The 21,392-nt window shown below is 64.6% G+C and carries 17 protein-coding genes; 9 read left to right on the forward strand and 8 right to left on the reverse strand.

Annotated features, from left to right (window positions below; translation table 11 throughout):
- Positions 1-207: 207 nt before the first annotated feature.
- Both AXW67_RS21800 and AXW67_RS21805 read left to right on the forward strand, forming a co-directional pair.
- On the forward strand, positions 208-1,362 hold the full coding sequence (locus tag AXW67_RS21800; protein ID WP_063679494.1) for an iron-containing alcohol dehydrogenase: 1,155 nt from the start codon (positions 208-210) through the stop codon (positions 1,360-1,362).
- Between the two features lie 17 nt (positions 1,363-1,379).
- Positions 1,380-2,930: an AMP-binding protein gene (locus tag AXW67_RS21805; RefSeq protein WP_063679495.1), complete on the forward strand. Its 1,551-nt coding sequence runs from the start codon at positions 1,380-1,382 to the stop codon at positions 2,928-2,930.
- A 58-nt stretch (positions 2,931-2,988) separates the two neighbouring features.
- On the opposite strand, the gene AXW67_RS21810 is transcribed toward AXW67_RS21805, so the two are convergent.
- Positions 2,989-3,765: an SDR family oxidoreductase gene (locus tag AXW67_RS21810; protein WP_063679496.1), complete on the reverse strand. Its 777-nt coding sequence runs from the start codon at positions 3,763-3,765 to the stop codon at positions 2,989-2,991.
- An 80-nt stretch (positions 3,766-3,845) separates the two neighbouring features.
- Here AXW67_RS21810 and kce point away from each other — a divergent pair, with 80 nt between their 5' ends.
- The 6 genes from kce (at position 3,846) to AXW67_RS21840 (ending at position 10,437) form a co-directional block, all read left to right on the forward strand.
- Positions 3,846-4,769: a 3,5-dioxohexanoate:acetyl-CoA acetone transferase gene (gene kce / locus AXW67_RS21815; RefSeq protein WP_063679497.1), complete on the forward strand. Its 924-nt coding sequence runs from the start codon at positions 3,846-3,848 to the stop codon at positions 4,767-4,769.
- A 177-nt stretch (positions 4,770-4,946) separates the two neighbouring features.
- Positions 4,947-6,545 carry an ABC transporter substrate-binding protein gene (locus AXW67_RS21820; protein ID WP_063679582.1) on the forward strand — a complete coding sequence of 533 codons (1,599 nt, stop codon included), beginning with the start codon at positions 4,947-4,949 and terminating at the stop codon, positions 6,543-6,545.
- 42 nt (positions 6,546-6,587) lie between these two features.
- Positions 6,588-7,535 carry an ABC transporter permease gene (locus AXW67_RS21825; protein ID WP_063679498.1) on the forward strand — a complete coding sequence of 316 codons (948 nt, stop codon included), beginning with the start codon at positions 6,588-6,590 and terminating at the stop codon, positions 7,533-7,535.
- 9 nt (positions 7,536-7,544) lie between these two features.
- The gene (locus AXW67_RS21830; protein WP_063679499.1) at positions 7,545-8,438 is read left to right on the forward strand and encodes an ABC transporter permease; all 894 of its coding nucleotides are present in this window, start codon (positions 7,545-7,547) and stop codon (positions 8,436-8,438) included.
- Complete coding sequence (locus AXW67_RS21835; RefSeq protein ID WP_063679500.1) at positions 8,438-9,445, forward strand: ABC transporter ATP-binding protein; 1,008 nt, start codon at positions 8,438-8,440, stop codon at positions 9,443-9,445. Before AXW67_RS21830 ends, AXW67_RS21835 begins: the two co-directional genes overlap by 1 nt.
- The gene (locus AXW67_RS21840; protein WP_027549870.1) at positions 9,442-10,437 is read left to right on the forward strand and encodes an ABC transporter ATP-binding protein; all 996 of its coding nucleotides are present in this window, start codon (positions 9,442-9,444) and stop codon (positions 10,435-10,437) included. Before AXW67_RS21835 ends, AXW67_RS21840 begins: the two co-directional genes overlap by 4 nt.
- A gap of 122 nt (positions 10,438-10,559) precedes the next feature.
- Here AXW67_RS21840 and AXW67_RS21845 read toward each other — a convergent pair whose 3' ends face one another.
- The 7 genes from AXW67_RS21845 to AXW67_RS21875 form a co-directional block, all read right to left on the reverse strand.
- Positions 10,560-12,533 carry an acetyl/propionyl/methylcrotonyl-CoA carboxylase subunit alpha gene (locus AXW67_RS21845; protein WP_063679501.1) on the reverse strand — a complete coding sequence of 658 codons (1,974 nt, stop codon included), beginning with the start codon at positions 12,531-12,533 and terminating at the stop codon, positions 10,560-10,562.
- Positions 12,530-14,146, reverse strand: a complete 1,617-nt coding sequence (locus AXW67_RS21850; RefSeq protein WP_063679502.1) for an acyl-CoA carboxylase subunit beta — start codon at positions 14,144-14,146, stop codon at positions 12,530-12,532. Before AXW67_RS21850 ends, AXW67_RS21845 begins: the two co-directional genes overlap by 4 nt.
- 114 nt (positions 14,147-14,260) lie before the next feature.
- Positions 14,261-15,127, reverse strand: coding sequence for a beta-keto acid cleavage family enzyme (locus tag AXW67_RS21855; protein WP_063679503.1), 867 nt, complete (start codon positions 15,125-15,127; stop codon positions 14,261-14,263).
- 205 nt (positions 15,128-15,332) lie between these two features.
- Positions 15,333-16,136: a helix-turn-helix domain-containing protein gene (locus tag AXW67_RS21860; protein ID WP_027549874.1), complete on the reverse strand. Its 804-nt coding sequence runs from the start codon at positions 16,134-16,136 to the stop codon at positions 15,333-15,335.
- A 165-nt stretch (positions 16,137-16,301) separates the two neighbouring features.
- Positions 16,302-16,958, reverse strand: a complete 657-nt coding sequence (locus AXW67_RS21865) for a glutathione S-transferase family protein (RefSeq protein WP_063679504.1) — start codon at positions 16,956-16,958, stop codon at positions 16,302-16,304.
- A gap of 83 nt (positions 16,959-17,041) precedes the next feature.
- On the reverse strand, positions 17,042-18,202 hold the full coding sequence (locus tag AXW67_RS21870) for an acyl-CoA dehydrogenase family protein (protein ID WP_063679583.1): 1,161 nt from the start codon (positions 18,200-18,202) through the stop codon (positions 17,042-17,044).
- A gap of 144 nt (positions 18,203-18,346) precedes the next feature.
- Positions 18,347-19,483 (reverse strand): acyl-CoA dehydrogenase family protein, encoded by a 1,137-nt coding sequence (locus tag AXW67_RS21875; RefSeq protein WP_027549877.1) that lies wholly within the window; start codon positions 19,481-19,483, stop codon positions 18,347-18,349.
- 273 nt (positions 19,484-19,756) lie between these two features.
- On the opposite strand from AXW67_RS21875, the gene AXW67_RS21880 reads away from it, so the two are divergent.
- Positions 19,757-21,310 carry an acyl-CoA synthetase gene (locus AXW67_RS21880; RefSeq protein WP_063679505.1) on the forward strand — a complete coding sequence of 518 codons (1,554 nt, stop codon included), beginning with the start codon at positions 19,757-19,759 and terminating at the stop codon, positions 21,308-21,310.
- Positions 21,311-21,392: the final 82 nt, after the last annotated feature.

Genomic DNA, 21,392 nt, shown 5'->3' on the forward strand with positions numbered 1-21,392 from the left:
CCATCCACGCCTTGCCCACGGCACAAAGAACGTGGATGCCCGGGACAAACCCGGGCATGACGACCACTCGCGAGCGTTCAAATGCGATTGCCCTGCCGCAAGTCGGGAGAGGGGAAGAGAAGCCCAGCGTCTTCGCGCATGACGGGGGCCACGGCCTCGGCTAGATTGCTTGAACAAGAACAAGACGAATTGTCCGGGAGGACAGGCGTGCACCAAGGGCGTGTCGTATTCGGCGCGATCGAGGAGGTCGTGTTTGGCCATCCGGCCGCAGGCGCCATCCTGGCGCAGATGGACCGTTTGGGATCGAACCGCGCCTTCCTGATGGTCTCGGGCACGCTGAACCGGCAGACCGACGAAATCGAGAAAATACGGCAGGTGCTGGGCTCCCGCTGCGCGGGCCTGTTCGACGCCATGCCGGCGCACACGCCGCGCGAGGCGGTGATCGCGGCCACCAACGCGGCACGGGACGCCAAGGCGGATCTGATCGTCACCGTCGGCGGCGGCTCGATCACCGACGGCGCCAAGGCGGTGCAGCTCTGCCTTGCCAACGGCGTCGACGCTATCGACGGCATCGAGCGCATCCGCGTCCACAAGGGCGTCGCGCCCGAGATGAACGCACCATTGGTGCGGCAGGTCAGCGTGCCGACCACGATCGCGGGCGGCGAGTTCAGTTCGATCGCAGGGATCACCGACCGCAGCACAAATGTGAAGCAGATGCTGCGTCATCCGCTGATCGTGCCGCGCGTGACCATCCTCGATCCCGCCATCACTGTGCACACGCCGGAATGGCTGTTCCTGTCGACCGGAATCCGCGCCGTCGATCATTGCGTCGAGGCGATCTGCTCGCGCGAGACCCACCCTTACGCCGATGCGCAATCGGTCAAGGGCCTCGCCATGCTGGCCGATGCGCTGCCGCGGGTGAAGGCCAATCCCACCGACCTCGACGCACGCATGGACGCGCAGCTCGGCACCTGGCTGTCGATGGGCGCGCTTTCGGCCGGCGTGCCGATGGGCGCGAGCCATGGCATCGGCTATGTGCTCGGCGCGGCCTTCGACGTGCCGCATGGCTACACCTCCTGCATCATGCTGCCGGCGGTGATGCGCTGGAATGCTGTTGAGAACGCCGATCGCCAGCAGATCGTCGCGACCGCAATGGGCTTCCCGGGGCAGAACGCCGCCGACGTGCTCGACGCCTTCATCCGCTCGCTCGGCATGCCGCGCAGCCTCACCGAGGTACACGTGTTGCCGGAGCATTTCGATGCCATCGCCGCCCAGGCGATGCGCACGCCCTGGGTGCCGCGCAATCCGCGCAGGATCGATAGCCCTGCGCAGGTGCGCGAAATCCTGCTTCTCGCCGCATAATCCAAGCCGGAGGATCGATGTACACAGGTACGCATGCCCGCCTACGCCCGCTCCAGCCCGCCTTCATCATGGCTGCTACAGGCGAGACCGTGACGTATCGCGAGCTCGAGGCCCGCAGCAACCGGCTCGCGCATCTGTTCCGCAAGCACGGCTTGAGGCGGCTCGATCACTACTCGATCTTCATGGAGAACAATTCGCGCTATCTCGAAGCCTGCAGCGCGGGCGAGCGCTCCGGGCTCTACTACACCTGCATCAACTCGTTCCTCACGGCGGGCGAACTCGCCTACCTCCTCGTCAACAGCCAGTCCAAAATCCTGATCACGTCGGTGGCGAAGCTCGATGTCGCGCGCGAGGCGATCCAGTCGTGTCCCGACGTCGGGCTCTGCATCGTTGCCGACGGTCCCGGCGAGAGCGACCGTATCGTCGGCCTTGCGGACGTGACCACCGACCTGCCCTCGACGCCGATCGCGGACGAGTGGCTCGGCACGGCGATGCTCTATTCATCGGGCACGACGGGACGGCCGAAGGGCATTCTGCGGCCGCTGCCGCAGGAGCCGCCGAAGCACAATCTGCCGCTGTTCGATTTCCTCACCAGGCTCTGGCACTATCGCGAGGGCATGGTCTATTTGTCGCCGGCCCCGCTCTATCACTCGGCGCCGCAGGCCGCAGTCAATCTCACGATCCGCATGGGCGGCACCGTGATCATCATGGAGAGCTTTGATCCTGAGCGTTACCTCCAGCTCGTCGAGACATGGGGCATCACCCACACCCAGCTCGTGCCGACGATGTTCTCGCGCATGCTGAAGCTGCCGGAGGAGGTGCGCAAGCGTTACGACCTGTCCTCGCTGGAGATCGCGATCCATGCCGCCGCGCCCTGCCCGGCGCTGGTCAAGGACGACATGATCAAATGGTGGGGGCCGATCATCCACGAATATTACGGTGCGACCGAGGGCCTCGGCTTCACCGCCTGCAACAGCGAGGAATGGCTCGCCCATCGCGGCTCCGTCGGCAAGGTGCTGCTCGGCGATCTGCACATTCTCGACGAGAACATGAGGGAATGCGCGACCGGAACCGCCGGCACCGTATGGTTCAAGACGGGATCGCCGTTCGAATATTTCAACGATCCGGAGAAGACCAAGGAGGCGCGCTCGGCCGACGGCAGCATGAGCACGGTCGGCGACGTCGGCTATGTCGATGCCGACCGCTTCCTCTATCTCACCGATCGCGCGACCTTCATGATCATCTCGGGCGGCGTGAACATCTATCCGCAGGAGTGCGAGAATCTGCTGATCACCCATCCGAAGGTCGCCGACGCCGCGGTGTTCGGCGTGCCCAATGTCGATCTCGGCGAAGAGGTGAAGGCGGTGGTGCAGCCGATGCCCGGCGTCGTGCCGGGCCCCGCGCTCGCCGAAGAGCTGATCGCCTTCTGCGGCCAGTCGCTGTCGCGGCAGAAGGTGCCGCGCTCGGTCGATTTCGAGAAGGAACTGCCGCGGCTGCCAACGGGCAAGCTGTACAAGCGGCTGCTGCGGGATCGCTATTGGGGGAACAAGTCGTCGCGGATTGTGTGATTCTTCGCCTCTCCCCGCCTGCGGGGAGAGGGAGCGCAGCGTCGGCGCGACAACAGCTTCACCCCAGCATCTGCGTATCGCCGCAGATCGAAATCGCCTGGCCGGAGATGGTGCGGCCGCGCGGGCTCGCCATGAACAAAATCTGGTCGGCGATCTGCTCCGGCGTGACGTAATCCTTGATCGACGTATAGGAGAACGCAATGCGTTCCATCTCGGCGTAGGAGATGCCGCGCTGCTGCGCCTTGGCCTCCAGCACGCGGCGCTGGCGGTCGCCGGCGACGAGACCGGGCAGGATGGCGTTGACGCGGATCTTGTCGGGGCCGAGCTCGATCGCCAGCGACTTGGTCAGGCCGATCACGCCCCACTTCGCCGCCGCATAGGGCGTGCGCATGGCGAAGCCGACCTTGCCCGCCGCGGACGAGATATTGACGATCGAGGCGTTCTCGCTCTCGCGCAGCAGCGGCACGGCGAGTCGCGTGCAGTTGAACTGACCGGTGAGGCAGACCTCGACGCAGCGATCCCAATCCTCCGGGTTCATCTCCTCGATCTTCGCGGTCGGGCCGGCAATGCCGGCATTGTTGACGAGCACGTCGAGCCCCCCGAGCGCGCGAATCGTAGCGTCGAACATCGTCTTCACCGCGGCACGGTCGGACACGTCGCATTGCGAGCGCGTCAGCGCGGGATCGCTGTTGGTAAGCGTGGAGAGCGCCATCTCGTCGACATCGCAGACATGCACCTTCGCGCCCTCGCCGGCGAAGCGGCGGGCGATTGCAAGCCCTATGCCGCCCGCCCCCGCGGTCACCAATACGCGCAAACCCTTGATGTCGAGATCCATGATGGCTCCAGTCGATCCGAAATGCTAAGCGTGACGTTAGATCACAGCCCGCTTGGAGTTAAAACCCGGAGTTCGAATCCATGGCCCGCAAAGTCATCATCACCTGTGCCGTCACCGGCGCGATTCACACGCCGTCGATGTCGACGGCGCTGCCCGTGACGCCGCAGGAGATCGCGGACGCCGCCGTGGAGGCCGCGGAAGCGGGCGCTGCGATCGTGCATCTGCACGCGCGCAACCCCGAAACCGGCCAGCCCGATCAGTCGCCGGAAGCCTTCGCGCCGTTCCTCAAGATCATCAAGCAGCGTTCCAAAGCGGTGATCAACCTCACCACCGGCGGCTCGCCGACCATGACGGTGGACGAGCGCGTGCGCCCCGCAGCGGTCTACAAGCCGGAAGTCGCCTCGCTGAACATGGGTTCGATGAATTTCGGCTTCTTCGGCATGCTCAACCGCTTCAAGACCTTCAAGCACGAGTGGGAACGCAAGCATGTCGAGAACAAGGACATCGTGTTCCGCAACACCTTCCAGGACATCGAGTTCGTTCTGAAGACGCTGTCGGAGACCGGAACCCGCTTCGAGTTCGAGTGCTACGACACCGCGCATCTCTACAATTTGCAATATTTCCTCGATCAGGGCCTGGTGAAGCCGCCGCTGTTCGTCCAGACCGTGTTCGGCCTCCAGGGCGGCATCGGCCCGCATCCGGAAGATGTGCTGCACATGAAGCGCACGGCAGAGCGGTTGTTCGGAGACAAGTTCATCTGGTCGGTGCTCGGCGCCGGACGGCACCAATTGTCGATCGCGGCGATGGCGGCCGCGATGGGCGGCAATATCCGCGTCGGCCTCGAGGACTCGCTGTGGGCCGCGCCGGGCCGGATGGCCTCCTCGAACGCCGAGCAGGTGCGGCTCGCCCGCAAGATCATCGAGGGCCTCGGCCTCGAGGTTGCCTCCTCCGACGAGGCGCGCGAGATGCTGCATCTGAAGGGCGGGGACACGTTGCAGGTCTAGTTCCGCCATTCGCTCGTTCGCATCTGCACTCTCACATTGTGAGAGAATGAAGCCCGCGACTTTACGTCATCCGAATTGCCAAGGCCGCAGAGAGCCTTGGCCGTTGCCTCGCTCCGCCCGCGTCGCTATCGTTACGACAAACAGGCCACAAAAGGCCGATGTCTAGGGAGGATGAGCATGCGGAGCGTGTGGGCGCTCGCCGCAGTGGCGGCGCTATCTGTGCTGACGACCTCAACGACCACGCTCGCCGCTGGGCCCAAACAGGGCGGCATTTTGCGGATGTATCATCGCGATAGCCCCGCCAACGCCTCGATCCACGAAGGCGCGACCTATTCGGTCAACATTCCCTTCATGCCTGTCTTCAACAACCTCGTCATCTTCAAGCAGGACGTGGCGCAGAACAGCATGGACAGCATCGTCCCGGAGCTCGCGGAGAGCTGGGCGTGGGTGAACGACAACAAGACCCTGACCTTCAAGCTGCGCCAAGGCGTGAAATGGCATGACGGCAAGCCATTCACGTCGGCGGACGTCAAATGCACCTTCGACATGCTGATGGGCAAGGCGCAGCAGAAGTTCCGCCAGAACCCGCGCAAGGCCTGGTACAACGAGGTCAACGACATCACGACCAACGGTGATTTCGAGGTCTCCTTCAACCTGAAGCGGCCGCAACCCTCGCTGCTGGCGCTGCTCGCCTCCGGCTACACGCCGGTCTATCCCTGCCACGTCTCGCCGGCGGAGATGCGCACGCATCCGATCGGCACCGGTCCGTTCAAATTCGTCGAGTTCAAGGCCAACGAATCGATCAAGCTGACCCGCAATCCCGACTATTGGCGGGAGGGTCGGCCCTATCTCGACGGCATCGAGTTCACCATCATCCCGAACCGCTCGACCGCAATCCTCGCCTTCGTGGCCGGCAAGTTCGACATGACCTTTCCGACCGAAGTGACGATCCCGCTGGTGAAGGACGTCAAATCGCAGGCGCCGAACGCGATCTGCGAGATCGCGCCGACCAACGTCTCGACCAACATCATCGTCAATTCGACGGCCGCGCCCTTCGACAACGCCGACATCCGCCGCGCCATGGCGCTGGCGCTCGACCGCAAGGCCTTCATCTCGATCTTGTTCGAGGGCCAGGGCGACATCGGCGGCACCATGCTGCCGCCACCGAATGGTCTTTGGGGCATGCCCAAGGAGATGCTCGAGACCATTCCCGGCTATGGCCCCGACGTGAAGGCCAACCGCGACGAGGCCAGGAAGCTGATGCAGAAGGCCGGCTACGGACCGGACAAGCATCTCGCCGTCAAGGTCTCGACCCGCAACATCCCAGTCTACCGCGATCCCGCGGTGATCCTGATAGACCAGCTCAAGAGCATCTATATCGACGGCGAGCTCGACGTGGTGGAGACCGCGAACTGGTTCCCGAAGATCGCGCGCAAGGATTACATGATCGGGCTCAACCTCACCGGCAACGCCGTCGACGATCCCGACCAGTCTTTCTACGAGAACTATTCCTGCGGCTCGGAACGCAACTACACCAATTACTGCAACAAGGAGATCGAGAAGCTGTTCGACGTGCAGTCGCAGGAGACGAATATCGACAAACGCAAGAAGTTGGTGTGGGAGATCGACAAGAAGCTGCAGGAGGACGTTGCCCGTCCGATCATCTTCCACAGCCGCATGGGCACCTGCTGGCAGCCTTACGTCAAGGGCGTCACGATCATGACGAACAGCTCCTATAATGGCTATCGTTACGAGGATTTGTGGCTGGACAAGTAACGCGACGAACGGGCGGTTAAAGGCTCGGCAGGAGGCGTTGGGATGTTTGCCTATCTGGTGCGCCGCCTGTTCCTGATGCTCGTGACCCTGTTCGGGATCTCGATCGTCATCTTCTTCCTGCTGCGTATCGTTCCCGGCAACATCGTCGACATCCTGTTTGCCGCGGCCGGCTATGTCGATCCCGCCGACAAGGTCAATCTCGAAAAGGAGCTCGGCATCGATCAGCCGCTGGTGGTGCAATATCTGCACTGGATCGGCGGCTTCCTGCGCGGCGATTTCGGCTACTCCTACGTCTCGGAGAAGCCGGCTCTGCAGGAGATCTTGCCACGCATTCCGATCACGGCGCGGCTCGCCGGATTGGCGCTGCTGTTCTCCGCCTCGATCGGCATTCCGCTTGGCGTCATCAGCGCGGTGAAGCAGGGAACTAAGCTCGATTATGCGCTGCGTGTGTTCAGCCTCAGCGGCTTGTCGCTGCCCTCGTTCTGGCTGGGCCTTCTGATCCTGACCGCGTCGGTCGCAATGTTCGGCCAGATGCCGATCTTCAACCCAAATCCGCAGACCTGGCTGGAGGCTTTCGCGACTTACGCTGTGCCGGCCGCCGCGGTCGGCTTCCGCAGCGCCGCGCTGACCATGCGCATCACGCGCTCGTCGATGCTGGAGGTGCTGCGGCAGGACTATATCCGCACCGCGCGCGCCAAGGGCGCATCCGACGCCGCGGTGAACTATCACCACGCACTGAAGAACGCGATTTTGCCCGTCATCACAGTGATCGGCATCGAGGCAGCCTTCCTGATCGGCGGCCTCATCGTCACCGAGACCGTGTTCAACATCCCCGGCGTCGCGCGTTTCCTGGTCGAGGCAATCCGCTGGCGCGACTATCCGATCGTGCAGAACCTCGTGATGTTCATCGCGATCGTCGTGGTGTTCGCGAATTTCACCGTCGACATGCTCTACGCCGTGTTCGACCCGCGCATCCGATTTACGGACTAGGAGAGGCGCTTGGCGACAATCGACTATGATCTCGAGCTCAAACGCGCCGGCGCCAATGCGACCGGTGGCTGGCGACGCGTGCTGTTCCTAGCGCGGCGCCACGTCCTCGGGGCGGCCGGCCTCGTCATCATGACGGTGTTCGTGCTCACGGCCATCTTCGCCGACTTCATCGCGCGCTATGATCCGCTGACGGTCGATGCGGCGCATGCGCTGGCACGTCCCAGCGCCGCGCACTGGATGGGCACCGACTCCTTCGGCCGCGACGTGTTCAGCCGCATCATCCACGGCGCGCGGATCTCGCTCGCGGTCGGGATCGGCTCGACCGCGCTCGGCGGCACGATCGGCGTGATCGTGGGGCTGACCTCGGGCTATCTTGCCGGCTGGTTCGATCTGGTGTTCCAGCGCGTCTCCGACATCCTGCAGGCGCTGCCGCTGCTCGTGCTGGCGCTGGTCATGACGGCCGCGCTCGGCCCGTCGCTGCCGAACGTGATCCTCGCGATCGCCATTCCGCTGATCCCGACGGTCGCCCGCGTGATCCGCGCCAACACGCTGGCGCTGCGTGAGCAGCCGTTCGTCGAGGCCGCCAAATCGATCGGCATGAGCGAAGTGCGGATTGCGATCCGCCACGTCCTGCCCAACACGCTGGCACCGCTGATCGTACTCGCCACCGCCCAGCTCGGCTCGACCATTCTCACCGAAGCCTCGCTGTCCTTTCTCGGCCTCGGCATTCCCGAGCCCTATCCATCCTGGGGACGCATGCTGTCGGAATCGGCGGCCGAATATGTCCGCACCGCGCCGTGGCTGGTGATCTTCCCGGGCATCGCAATCAGCCTCGCCGTGTTCGGTACCAATCTGTTCGGTGACGCGCTGCGCGACATCCTCGATCCGAGGCAACGCGGCTGATGACGGAAAAATCCGATATCGTGCTCGATGTGAAGAACCTGAAAACGGTGTTCTTCACCAATTCCGGCCTGTTCAAGGCCGTGGACGACGTCTCCTTCACCGTGAAGCGTGGCGAGACGCTGGCGATCGTCGGCGAATCCGGCTGCGGCAAGAGCGTCACCGCGCTGTCGCTGCTGCGGCTCGTGCCAGATCCGCCCGGCCGCATCGTCGGCGGCTCGGTCACGCTCGAAGGCACCGACCTGCTCACGCTGGATGAAGCGGCCATGCGCGCGATCCGGGGCAATCGCATCTCCATGATCTTCCAGGAGCCGATGACCTCGCTCAATCCGGTGATGCGGATCGGCGACCAGATCGTCGAGGCCGTGCGGCTGCACCGGAACTTGTCGGCCAAGGAGGCCCATGACATCGCGGTCGAAATGCTGCGCCTGGTGCGGATCCCCGAGCCGGCGCGCCGCGCCGGGGAATATCCGCACCAGCTTTCGGGCGGCATGCGCCAGCGCGCGATGATCGCAATGGCGCTGGCCTGCCGGCCGGCGCTGCTGATCGCGGACGAGCCGACCACCGCGCTCGACGTCACCATCCAGGCCCAGATCCTGGCGCTGATCCTCGATCTTCAGAAGGAGCTTGGCACCGGCCTCGTGCTGATCACGCACGATCTCGGCGTCGTCGCACAGACTGCGCAGCGGGTGATCGTGATGTATGCCGGGAAGAAGGTCGAGGAAGCGAGCGTCGAGGCGCTGTTCGCCGCGCCAAAACATCCATACACGCGCGGGCTGATGGCCTCGATCCCGGCGGTGCCAGCGTCCGGAGTCCCGGCGCAGGCGCGGCTCAACGAAATTCCCGGCACGGTGCCGTCCCTGGTGCGGCTGCCGACGGGCTGCGCCTTCGCGCCGCGCTGCAAGCTCGCGATCAAGCGCTGCCAGGAGGAATATCCGCCGCTCGCCGATTGGGGCGGCGGCCATCTCGCCGCCTGCTGGCGCGCGGCAGAAGTCGCGGAGGTCGCATGACCGAGGCGCTGCTCGAAGTCACCGATCTCACGAAGCATTACCCGGTGCGTGCCGGCGTGTTGCGCCGGCAGGTCGGCACCGTGCATGCGGTCGATGGCGTCTCGTTTGCGCTTGGCACCGGCGAGACGCTGGGGTTGGTCGGCGAGTCCGGCTGCGGCAAGTCGACGGTCGCACGCAGCGTGCTGCGGCTGGTCGAGCCGACCTCAGGCCAGATCCGGCTCAGGGGCGAGGACATCACCCATCTCTCCAAGGCCGAGCTCAGGCCGCATCGCCGCTCGATGCAGATCGTGTTCCAGGACCCGTTCGCTTCGCTCAATCCGCGCATGACCGCAGGCGACATCGTCGGCGAGCCAATTGCGGTGCATGGCCTCGCCAGCGGCAAGGCGTTGGAAGCGCGCGTCGCAAAGCTGTTCGAGCAGGTAGGCCTCCGGCCCGACCAGATGCGCAATTTCCCGCATCAATTTTCGGGCGGCCAGCGCCAGCGCATCTGCATCGCGCGTGCGCTCGCGCTGGAGCCGCGCCTGATCGTCTGCGACGAGCCGGTCTCGGCGCTCGACGTCTCGATCCAGGCGCAGGTGATCAACCTATTGATCGATCTGCAGCGGCAGCACGGCTTTTCCTACCTCTTCATCGCGCATGACCTTGCCGTGGTCGCCCATATCAGCCACCGCGTCGCGGTGATGTATCTCGGCCGCATCGTCGAGATCGCCGACAAGGACGAGCTGTTTAGGAATCCGCGCCATCCCTACACACAGGCCCTGCTCGCCTCGGTGCCGATCGCGAACCCGCACGCCAAGAAGATCGCGCCGCTGGTCGACGGCGACGTGCCGAGCCCGGTCAATCCGCCCTCGGGCTGCGCCTTCCATACGCGCTGCAGGTTTGCAATGGAGCGATGCAAGACGGAGCGGCCGGCGCTGGTGGACGCCGGCGCGGGGCATCAGGTGGCGTGTCTATTGAACGAGGGGACGGGGCGACCCAACGCGATACCGTAGGGTGGGAAGCGTAACCCACCACTGTCTATCTCTGCGGAAACGAAAGAGGTGTGTTACGCCTAGTGACTGCGCTTCGCGCAGTCGCAGGGCTAACCCACCCTACGATTGCGGTGCTCGCAGCGCTAGCCTGCCTCGATCTCCGCCACGATCTTCCCCGTCGTGACCTGCTCGCCTTCGGTCACGTCGATCGCCGCAATCACACCGTCGATGCCGGCCTTGTGGACGTGCTCCATCTTCATCGCCTCCAGCGTCATCACCGGCTGACCGGCGGCGACGCGGTCACCCGGCTTGACCAGCACGGCGACGACGCGGCCGTTCATGGCGGCGCGGACCTTGCCATCGCCGCCGTTCGCTGCGGCGGCCTTGGGCGCGGCGAGGGTCAGATCCGTCACCGCGAGCGGGACGCCGCGATGCGCAAGGTAGAGCCGATCGCCGTCGCGCAGGAATCTTGCGTTGTCCATTACGCCATCGTGGCGGAAACGGATGGCGTCGGAATCGAGCTGGTCGATCTCGAGCCCGTCCTGCCGGCCGTTGGCAATGGTGTAGCTGCCGTCGCGCTCGCGCGTGACCTCGAGCTCATAGGCTTGACCGGCGATCTCGATCCTCGCCGGCAGCGGAAATGTCGCCGCCAGGCTTCGCCCGTCGCGCCATGACGGCGCGTGCGGGTTGGTGACGTAGAGCAGGAGACCGGCGAGCGCCGCGTTGAACGCGCCGTCCCTCCCCGGCGCCAGCAATTCATCGCGATGCGAACCGATGAAGGCTGTGGTCGCCTCGCCCCTGGCAAAGCCGGGATGGCGCAGGCAGGACATCAGGAAGGCCTGGTTGGTTGTCACGCCGAAGGCCGTGAGCTGCTCCAGGCCACAGATCAGGCGGCCGCGCGCCTCTTCGCGCGTGGCGCCATGGCTGATGACCTTGGCGATCATGGAATCATAGAACGGCGGAATCTCCGAGCCCGATTCCAGCGCGTGCTCGACGCGGATTCCTTCCGGCACCTGCCAGCGCGCGATGCGGCCGGACTGCGGCATGAAGTCGTGCGCAGCGTCCTCCGAGCACAGCCGCACCTCGATGGCATGACCGGAGAATTTGATGTCCCGCTGCTTCACCGGCAGCGGCTCGCCGCGCGCGACGCGCAGCTGCAGCTCGACGAGATCGAGCCCGGTGATCGCCTCGGTCACGGGATGCTCGACCTGGAGACGCGTGTTCATCTCCATGAAGTAGAATTCGCCGCTCTCATCGAGCAGGAATTCCAGCGTACCGGCGCCCTCATAGCGCAGTGCCTTTACCGCCGCGACCGCCACCTCGCCCATCTTCGCGCGCAGCTCGGGCGTCACCGCCGGCGACGGCGCCTCCTCGATCAGCTTCTGGTGCCGCCGCTGCACCGAGCAGTCGCGCTCGCCGAGATGGATGGCGTTGCCGTGGCTGTCGCCGAAGACCTGGATTTCGATGTGGCGTGGGTTCTGGATCGCGCGCTCAAGGATGACTGTGGGATCGCCGAACGCCGCCTTGGCCTCCGACCGCGCGCTGCGCAGCGCATCGGGGAACGAGGCGGCATCGGTCACGAGCCGCATGCCGCGGCCGCCACCGCCGGCAACCGCCTTGATCATCACGGGGAAGCCGATCTTCCTGGCCTCGGCGAGCATCACCTCGTCGCTTTGGTCAGCGCCCTGATAGCCGGGCACGATGGGCACGCCGGCCTTCTTCATGATTTCCTTGGCGCCGGCCTTGTTGCCCATCGCCTCGATCGCCTGCGGAGACGGGCCGATGAAGGCGAGGCCGGCATCCTTGCAAGCCTGCGCGAACTCCTCGTTCTCGGCGAGGAAGCCGTAACCGGGATGCACGGCATCCGCGCCGCTCGCCTTCGCCGCAGCGATGATCGCGGGGATGTTGAGATAGGATTGCGCCGGCAGCGCTTCGCCGATGCGGACGGCCCGATCGGCCTGCCGCACATGCAGCGCGTCGCGATCGGCGTCCGAATAGACCGCGACCACGCCAAGGCCGAGCCGCCGCGCACTGCGCATCACGCGCAGCGCGATCTCGCCTCGATTGGCGACCAACACTTTGAAGAACGGCCGGTGCTGCACTGATCCGTTCCTCATGGGCGGGCCACCGAAAATTGCATGCGCTGGGGGCTCCGCGCGTCGCCCTCGCGGCAGATCGCCAGCACCTCCGACAGGACCGCGCGGGTGTCGCGCGGATCGATCACACCGTCGTCGAGCACGCGGGCGCTGGTCGAGAATACGTCCATCTGGCCGTCGAAGACGCCGACGATCTGCGCCTTCATGGCCTCCAACTTGTCCTTCTCGATCGGCTTGCCGCGGCGCGCGGCTGCAGCCTCGGTCACGATTGCCATGGTTTCGGCAGCCTGCTCGCCGCCCATCACCGCGGTCTTGGCGTTGGGCCAGGAGAAGCAGAAGCGTGGATGGAAGCCGCGACCGCACATGCCGTAATTGCCGGCGCCGAAGGAGGCGCCGCAATAGATGGTGATCTGCGGCACCGTCGCTGATGTCACCGCCTGGATCATCTTCGAGCCGTGCTTGATCATGCCGGCCTCCTCATAGGCTTTGCCGACCATATAACCGGTGGTGTTGTTCAGATACAGCAGCGGCGTGCGGGTCTGGCAGCAGGCCTGGATGAAATGCGTCGCCTTGTTGGCGCCGGCCGGATCGAGCGGACCGTTGTTGGTGATGATGCCGATCGCCTGCCCCTCGATGCGGGCGTGACCGCAGACGGTGGCCGGGCCATAATTCGGCGCCATCTCGGTGAAGTCGGAATCGTCAACGATGCGCGCGATCACCTGCTTCATGTCGACCGGACGCTTGTGGTCCATCGGCATGATGCCGAGGAGCTCGTCCTGGTCGTAGCGCGGCGGCTTGAATTGCGCAGCTAACCTGCCCGGCCGCTCCCATTGCATCGCCGCCATGATCTCGCGCGCGATGCGCAGCGCGTCGCGATCGTCCTCGGCGAGATAGTCGCCGAGGCCGGAGATCTGCGTGTGCATCTCAGCGCCGCCGAGCTCCTCCTCGGTCGCGATCTCGCCGGTCGCGGCCTTCAGCAGCGGCGGCCCTGCAAGGAACGCACGGGTACGGCCGCGGACCATGACGATGTAGTCGGAGAGTCCGGTCTGATAGGCGCCGCCTGCGGTTGATGAACCGTGCGTGACGGTGACGACGGGCAGGCCTGCGGCCGACAGACGTGCGAGATTGCGAAAGATGTTGCCGCCGCGGACGAAATCCTCGACGCGGTAGCGCAAAAGATTGGCACCGGCACTTTCGACAAGCTGGACATAAGGCAGCTTGTTCTCCAGCGCGAGCTCCTGCACGCGCAAGGTCTTGTCGAGGCCATAGGGCTGGAGAGCGCCGGCATCGATACCGGCGTCGTTGGCGCTGACCATGCAACGGATGCCCGAGACGAAGCCGATGCCGGCGATGACCCCGCCACCGGGCACGCTCTTGTTCGGATCCGGAACGTCGAACATGTAGCCGGCGAGCGTCGACAGCTCGAGGAAGGGCGCGCCGGGATCTAGCACCAGCGCGACGCGCTCGCGCGGCAAGAGCTGGCCGCGCTTATGGAAGCGATCCTTTGCGGCGGCGGACGCCGCGCGCGTACGCTCTTCCAGCGCGCGCATGCGGTCGATCAGGGCGAGCATGCCGTCACGGTTGGCGTGGTAGGCGGCACTGCCGGGGGAGATGGTGTTTTCGAGAATGGACATAACTCTATCCTGCTCGTCATTGCGAGGAGCGAAGCGACGAAGCAATCCAGACTGCTTCCGCGGCGAGATTCTAGATTGCTTCGCTGCGCTCGCAATGACGGTTGAGGCGATACCTTACCGATTCGTCCCAAAGATCTTCCGCGCCTCGGCCGGGCTCGCGATCTCGCGGCCGGCGCGGCGGGCGCAGGCGGCGACTGCTTCGATGAGCTGGCCGTTCGACGTCACCTTCTTGCCGTCGGCCAGATAGAAGGTGTCTTCAAGACCCGTGCGCAGGTGGCCACCGAGCTCGGCGCAGCGCTGGTGCAGCGGCCAGATTTCTTCGCGGCCAATCGCCGTGACCTGCCAGTGTGCTTCGGGACGTTTCAGCTTGATCAGGATCGGCAGCAGCTCCGGATCGGACGGCATGCCGGAGGCGACGCCCATCACGAAGTTATATTCGAGCGGGCCATCGTACATGCCGACTTGGGTGTACATGCCGACGCAGCGGACGATGCCGACGTCAAAGCATTCGAACTCGGGGATGGTGCCGACCGCGTTCATGACGTCGAGATAGTCCTTCACCTTCTCGACCGCGTTGTCGAACATCATCGGCGGCCAGGCCCAGGTGTTGTCGGCCTTGACCTTGAGATAGTTCAGTGAGCCGGCGTTGCAGGCCGCAATCTCCGGCCTCGTCTCTCGGATGCAATCGAGCGCGCCGCTGTAGTTCGGCCCAGAGACACCCGAGGTGTGGTTGATGATCACCCCGGGGCAGGCCTCGCGGATCGCCTGCTGGATCTCCTTGCTGACGCCGACCTCCCAGGACGGCAGGTGCCCCTTGTTCGGCGCCTGCTGGCGCAGATGGATGTGCATGATGCTGGCACCGGCGTCGAACGCGGCCTTGGCCTCGCGCGCCATCTCTTCCGGCGTGACCGGCACGTGGTGCTGCTTGGGGTCGGTAAGCACGCCGTTCAGCGCGCAGGTGATGACGGCCTTGTCGCTCATGCCTCGGATGTCTCGCAGGTTGAGAATTCAACGCTTGCGATCATGTGACGCGCGACATGCGGCTTCTTGCGCGGAGAAGCTAGGAAAATGGCACTGTCGTAGGGTGGGCAAAGGCGCTTTTGCGCCGTGCCCACCGTCTCTCCACGCTTCACGGAAGCGGTGGGCACGCTTCGCTTTGCCCACCCTACGAAGATGCGATATTTGGCTAGCTCGCCTCCGCAAGCTCCCTAACCGTCTCGCTGCTGCGATAGATCGCAAGATCCCGCGAGCCGACGAAGATCGCGCGCGGCTTCAGCCCATAGAAGCGGCGGATCGAATGGCTGAAATGGGTGCTATCGGGATAACCGATGTCCTGCGCGAGATGGGCGAGGTTGAGGTCCTGGTTGGCATAGTGCAGCAGGTGTCGCGCACGCTTCCAGGCGCGGAATGATCGGAAGGAGATGCCGGTCTCCTCCTTGAACAGATGCAGGAAGCGCGAGGCCGAGAGGCCCGCTTCCGCGGCGCAGGTATCCGCGGTCACCGGCTCGCCGGAGAAGCGTTCGATGCGCGCGACAGCGCGCGTCACACGCGGGTCGAGCACGCGGCGCGGCAACGCCTCGCCAAAGCACATCTCGTCGAACTCGGCGGTGGTGATGTCGCCATAGCGGCGCTGGCGCAGGAACGCATAGGCGGCGAGGATCTTGCGGGCAAAGACGGCCTTGTCCGGTCCGGTCAGCCGCTCGGCCAACGCCTCGATCACGCCGTCCGGCATGCTCTCCGGCTCGAGCGTCACACTGATCGCGGTGCGATAATCGCTGGCAATGGAATGCCGCTGGTTCGGCAGCGTGACGAACAATTCACCCGTGGCAAGGACGTCGTCGATCGTCAGATGCAGATTGCCTTTGACCGCCACATAGACATGGCAGCAACCGGGCGTCCGCTTGCGGGGACGGCCCAGCAGGCCGGCATAGAACACCCGCTCCGGCGTGATCAGCATCAGATGGTCGGATTCGCGACCCTTGTCTTCCATTGGCGGTCCTCCTCGCGCGGCTCTCCGGCCGCTGCGGAACGGAGGTCACCTTAGCGGAAATTTGGGCGCTGTCACGACGGGATAGCGCTGTCAGGAGGCGCGACATTTCATCGTTCCGGGGGCGGTCAGGAACCGCGTCCGGAACTCTGGCAACGATGAAGGGGCTTACGCCCTCACCCGCACCGCGACGTTCTGCTCGATGCCGGCCTTCTGTTCCGCCGCGACCGCGCGCTTGAAGCCGTCGCGCTGTTGCAGGCGGGCCCAATAGGCTGCGACATTTGGCCCAAAATCCTTGGCGAGGCCGATGTTATCTGCGAGCCGCAGCGCGTAACCGATGACGATGTCGGCGGCGGTGAAGCGGTCGGCGCACAAGGTTTCGGCATTTGCGGTCGCTGCCTCGACGGCGCGCAGGCGACCCAGGAACCATTTTGCGTAATCGCTGGCGACTTGAGGATTGCGGCGCTCCTCGGGCTCGAGCTGGGTGTACCGGAGCACCAGCGTCTGCGGGAAGGTTAACGTGGCATCGCTGAAATACATCCAGTTCAGGAACGCGCCGTAGGCGGGATCCTCAGGGCCAACCATCAGCGGCGTCGGACCGTATTTGACGCCAAGATAGTGGCAGATGCCGGAGGACTCCGTCATCCGCGTCTCGCCGTCGATCAGATAAGGGATCGTGCCAAGCGGATTGATGCCGAGATAATCCTTGGCGAAGACCCGCGGCGGAAACGGCAGCATCTTGAGCTCATATGGCAGCTCCATCTCCTCCAGCATCCAGAGCGGGCGGAAGGAGCGCGCAGCATCGCAGTGGTAGAGCGTGATCATCAGGCATTCCCCCTAGAGCATGATCCGGACCCGAAGGGCCACGCCAGCGCAAAGTGTGCAGCGGTTTTCCGAAAAGATCATGCTCAACCTTTCGTGCTGCCGGGCAGCGTGCCCATCATCTTGCACAGGACCATTAGCATGACCTCGTCGGCGCCGCCGCCGATCGAGGTCAGGCGGCTGTCGCGATAGGCTCGGCTGACCGGCGTCTCGTTGGTAAAGCCCATTCCGCCCCAATATTGCAAGCAGGCGTCGGTGAGCTCGCGGCCGAGACGGCCGGCCTTGAGCTTGGCCATGGTGGCAAGCCTGGTGACGTCCTCACCGGCGACCAGCGCCTCGCCGGCGCGATAGATCAGCGCGCGCAGCAGCTCGACCTCGGTCTGCATCTCCGCAAGCTTGAAGTGGACGACCTGGTTGTCGAGGATGCTCTGGCCAAAGGCTTTGCGGTTGCGGGTGTATTCGATGGTCTCGTTGATGATGTATTCGTGGGCCTTCAGGCAGGCGGCCGCGCCCCAGAGACGTTCCTCCTGGAACTGGATCATCTGGTAGGTGAAGCCCTTGCCCTCCTCGCCGATCCGGTTGCGTTTGGACACCCGGACATTGTCGAAGAAGATCTGCGCCGTGTCCGAGGACCGCATGCCCATCTTGTCGAGTTTTCGCGCGACAGTAACGCCCTTGCTCTTCATGGGCACGCAGATCAGCGACTTGTTGCGGTGAACGGGCCCATCGCTGGTGTTGGCGAGCAGGCAGATCCAGTCGGCCTGCGTGCCGTTGGTGATCCACATCTTGCCGCCATTGATGACGTAGTCGTCGCCGTCCGAGCGTGCATTGGTCTTGATCGAGGCGACGTCCGATCCTGCACCGGGCTCGGAGACACCGATGCAGGCAACGTAATCGCCGGAGATCGACGGCGCCAAAAATTCTCGGCGTACCTCGTCCGAGCCGAACCGCGCCAGCGCGGGCGTCGCCATGTCGGTCTGCACCCCGATCGCCATCGGCACGCCGCCGCAGGTGATGGCCCCTAGTTCCTCCGCCATCATCAGCGCGTAGGAGTAGTCGAGGCCGGAGCCGCCGAACTCGACCGGCTTGTTCAGCCCGAGGAAACCGAGGCAGCCCATTTTCTTGAACAGCTCATGCGCCGGGAAGATGTCGGCCTTCTCCCATTCATCGACATGGGGATTGATCTCGTTGGCGATGAATTTCTGCAAGCTACGGCGGATCTCGTCGTGATCGGCGGTGAACAGCATTGTCTCCTCGAACTTCAATCGACGTTCATCTCGTCATTCCGGGGCATCGCGAAGCGATGAGCCCGGAATCCATTTCTCCGCGGGCATATGCGACCCGATGGATTCCGGGTTCGACCCTTCGCGTCGCCCCGGAATGACAGAAAGTCACAACCCCATCTGCCTGCTCGCGAGATCCTTCATGATCTCCTCGGTGCCGCCGCCGATGGCGTTGACCTTGACCTCACGGTAGATCCGCTCGGCCTTGATGCCGCGCATGAAGCCGGCACCGCCGAAGATCTGCACCGCTTCCGAGGCGCAGAACGCCATGGTCTGCGTCGCCTGGTTCTTCATCATGCAGATTTCCGCGACCGGGCTCTCGCCCTGCTCCAGCCGCCAGGCCAGCAGCTCCAGCATCGCTTGCGACGCTGCGACCTTCTGCGCCATGTCGACGATCTTGTGGCGGATCACCTGGTGCTGGGCGAGCGGCTTGCCAAAAGTCTTGCGCTCCCTGGCGTAGGCGATCGCCTCATCGACGCAGACCCGCGCAAAGGCGGTGCAGCTCGCCGCCATGCCCATGCGCTCGCTGTTGAAGTTCTGCATGATGATCTTGAAGCCCTGCCCCTCCTCGCCGATCAGGTTCTCGGCCGGCACGCGGCAGTCGTCGAAATGCAGCGTCGCGGTGTCGGAGGCCCACCAGCCCATCTTCTTCAATTTCGTCCGCGACAGGCCGGGCGTGTTGCCCTCGATCAGGAGCAGGCTGACGCCGCCGGCGCCCTCGCCGCCGGTACGCACGGCAACGGTCAGATAGTCGGCGCGCACGCCCGACGTGATGAAGGTCTTCTCGCCGCTCACGACGTAGTGATCGCCGTCACGCCGCGCCTTGGTGCGCAAGCTCGCGACGTCGGAGCCGCCGCTCGGCTCCGTGATGGCCAGCGCGGAAATCTTCTCGCCGGCGAGAATTTGCGGCAGCACTCTTGCCTTGATCTCGGGCCGTGCCGCGCGTGCGATCGGCGGCGAGCCGATGGTGTGGCTCATCAGGCTGGCGCTGACGCCGCCCGCACCAGCGCGCGCCATTTCCTGGCTGGCCACGATCTTCATGAACTGGTCGGCCTGGATGCCGCCAAATTCCTCGGGGAATCCCAGCCCGAGCAGCCCGATCTCGGCAGCCTTGCGATAGAGCGCACGCGGGAATTCGCCGGCCTCGTCCCATTCATGGGCGTAAGGCTCGATCTCCTTCTCGACGAAACGACGCATCACGTCGCGGAAGGCATCATGCTCGGCGGTATAGAACGGGCTCTTCATTGCGCTTTCGCCTCGCTGACGGCGATTCTTCGCATCCACCATGGCCGGAACATTGGCGGCTCACTTGCGCGGAGTGGCTGACCCGACAGAGCGACGCCAAGCAGGCCACGACCTAGCAACTCAACGCAAGACAGTTTTCGTCCCTCGCGGACCAACTCCGGATCAAAAAAAGACGTGCTGCACAAAACTCCGGCTGGCCTCCCAGGGCCACGCCGGGCATGGTGCACGGCAATAAAAAATGCAGACGGCACAAGACCGTCGAGGGAGGAAGTTTTGGCCGTTCGTTATTACGACTGGATCGTCCATCATGCTCGCCGCACACCTGGCAAGGCCGCGGCCATCGACCTCGCGAGCGAGCGCCACTTCACCTATTCGCGGCTTGATGCCCGCATCTCGCGCCTCGCCTCGTTCCTGCGCGATGCGCTGAAGGTCTCGCGCGGCGACCGCGTCGCGGTGCTGGCGCTGAACACGACGGACACGCTGGAAGTGCAATTCGCCTGCGGGCGGCTCGGCGCCATCTTCGTGCCGCTCAACACCCGCCTGACCGTCCCCGAGCTCCAGTTCATCGTCGGCGATTGCGCGCCGAAGGTGATGATCCACGACGCCGATCTCGCCGAGACCGCGCTTAGCGTCGCCAAGCTCTGCGGTGTCGCTTCCCACCTGCTGCTCGGCGCAAGCGGCTCGTACGAGGCCGGCATCGCCGCCGCAAAGCCGCTCGACCGGATCGAAGAGGTCACGCTCGATGACGTCTCGACCATCATGTACACGTCGGGCACGACGGGGCACCCGAAGGGCGCGACCATCACCCATGGCATGACCTTCTGGAATTGCGTCAATCTCGGCGGTCCCGCCTGCATCGGGCCATCCTCGGTGCTGCTCACCGTGCTGCCGCTGTTCCATACCGGCGGGCTCAACTGCTACACCAATCCGGTGCTGCATGCCGGCGGCACCGTGCTGATCATGCGCGCCTTCGATCCCGGCACTGCGCTCGGCCTGATCAACGATCCCGCACGGGGCATCAACGTCTTCTTCGGCGTGCCCGCGATCTACCAGTTCATGGCGCAGCATCCGGCCTTCGCGACCACCGATCTCCGCCGGCTGATCGTCGGCGGTGTCGGCGGCGCGCCGATGCCGGTGCCGCTGCTGAAAGTCTGGGAGGCACGCGGCGTCGCGCTGCAGCAGGGCTACGGCATGACCGAGACCTCGCCGGCGGTGCTGGTGCTCGACCGCGAGGATGCGGCGCGCAAAGCGGGCTCCGCAGGCAAGCCGGTGCTGCACACGGAGGTGCGGATCGTGCGGCCCGACGGCAACGATGCGGATATCGGCGAGCTGGGTGAGCTCTGGGTGAAGGGGCCGAACATCACGCCGGGCTACTGGAACAGGCCGGAGGCGAACAAATCCTCCTTCACCGACGGCTGGCTGCATACCGGCGATGCGACACGCGTCGACGAAGAAGGCTTCTACTACATCGTCGATCGCTGGAAGGACATGTACATTTCCGGCGGCGAGAACGTCTACCCGGCCGAGGTCGAGAACGTCCTGCATCAGCTCACTGCGATTGCGGAAGCCGCCGTAATCGGCATTCCGGATCCGCAATGGGGCGAGGTGGGCCTCGCCATCGTCGCGGTCAAGCCGGGCGAGAGGCTCACCGAAGCCGAATTGTTCGCCCATTGCTCGGCCAACCTCGCGCGCTTCAAATGCCCGCGCCAGGTGCGCTTCGTCGCCGCGCTGCCGCGCAACGCCACCGGCAAGATCCACAAGCCGACCTTGCGCAAGGAGTTTTCAGTGACCTCCGAAACCGACAAGGCCAAGATCGCCACCTCCTGATGGAAAGGCCTTTCGCCGGCGCTGTTGTTTTTCCGAAGTGCCTGTCTCCACCCGGAAGAAACCCAAGAGAAGAACCCAAGGA

The sequence above is a fragment of the Bradyrhizobium neotropicale genome, assembly GCF_001641695.1.
Classification (GTDB): domain Bacteria; phylum Pseudomonadota; class Alphaproteobacteria; order Rhizobiales; family Xanthobacteraceae; genus Bradyrhizobium; species Bradyrhizobium neotropicale.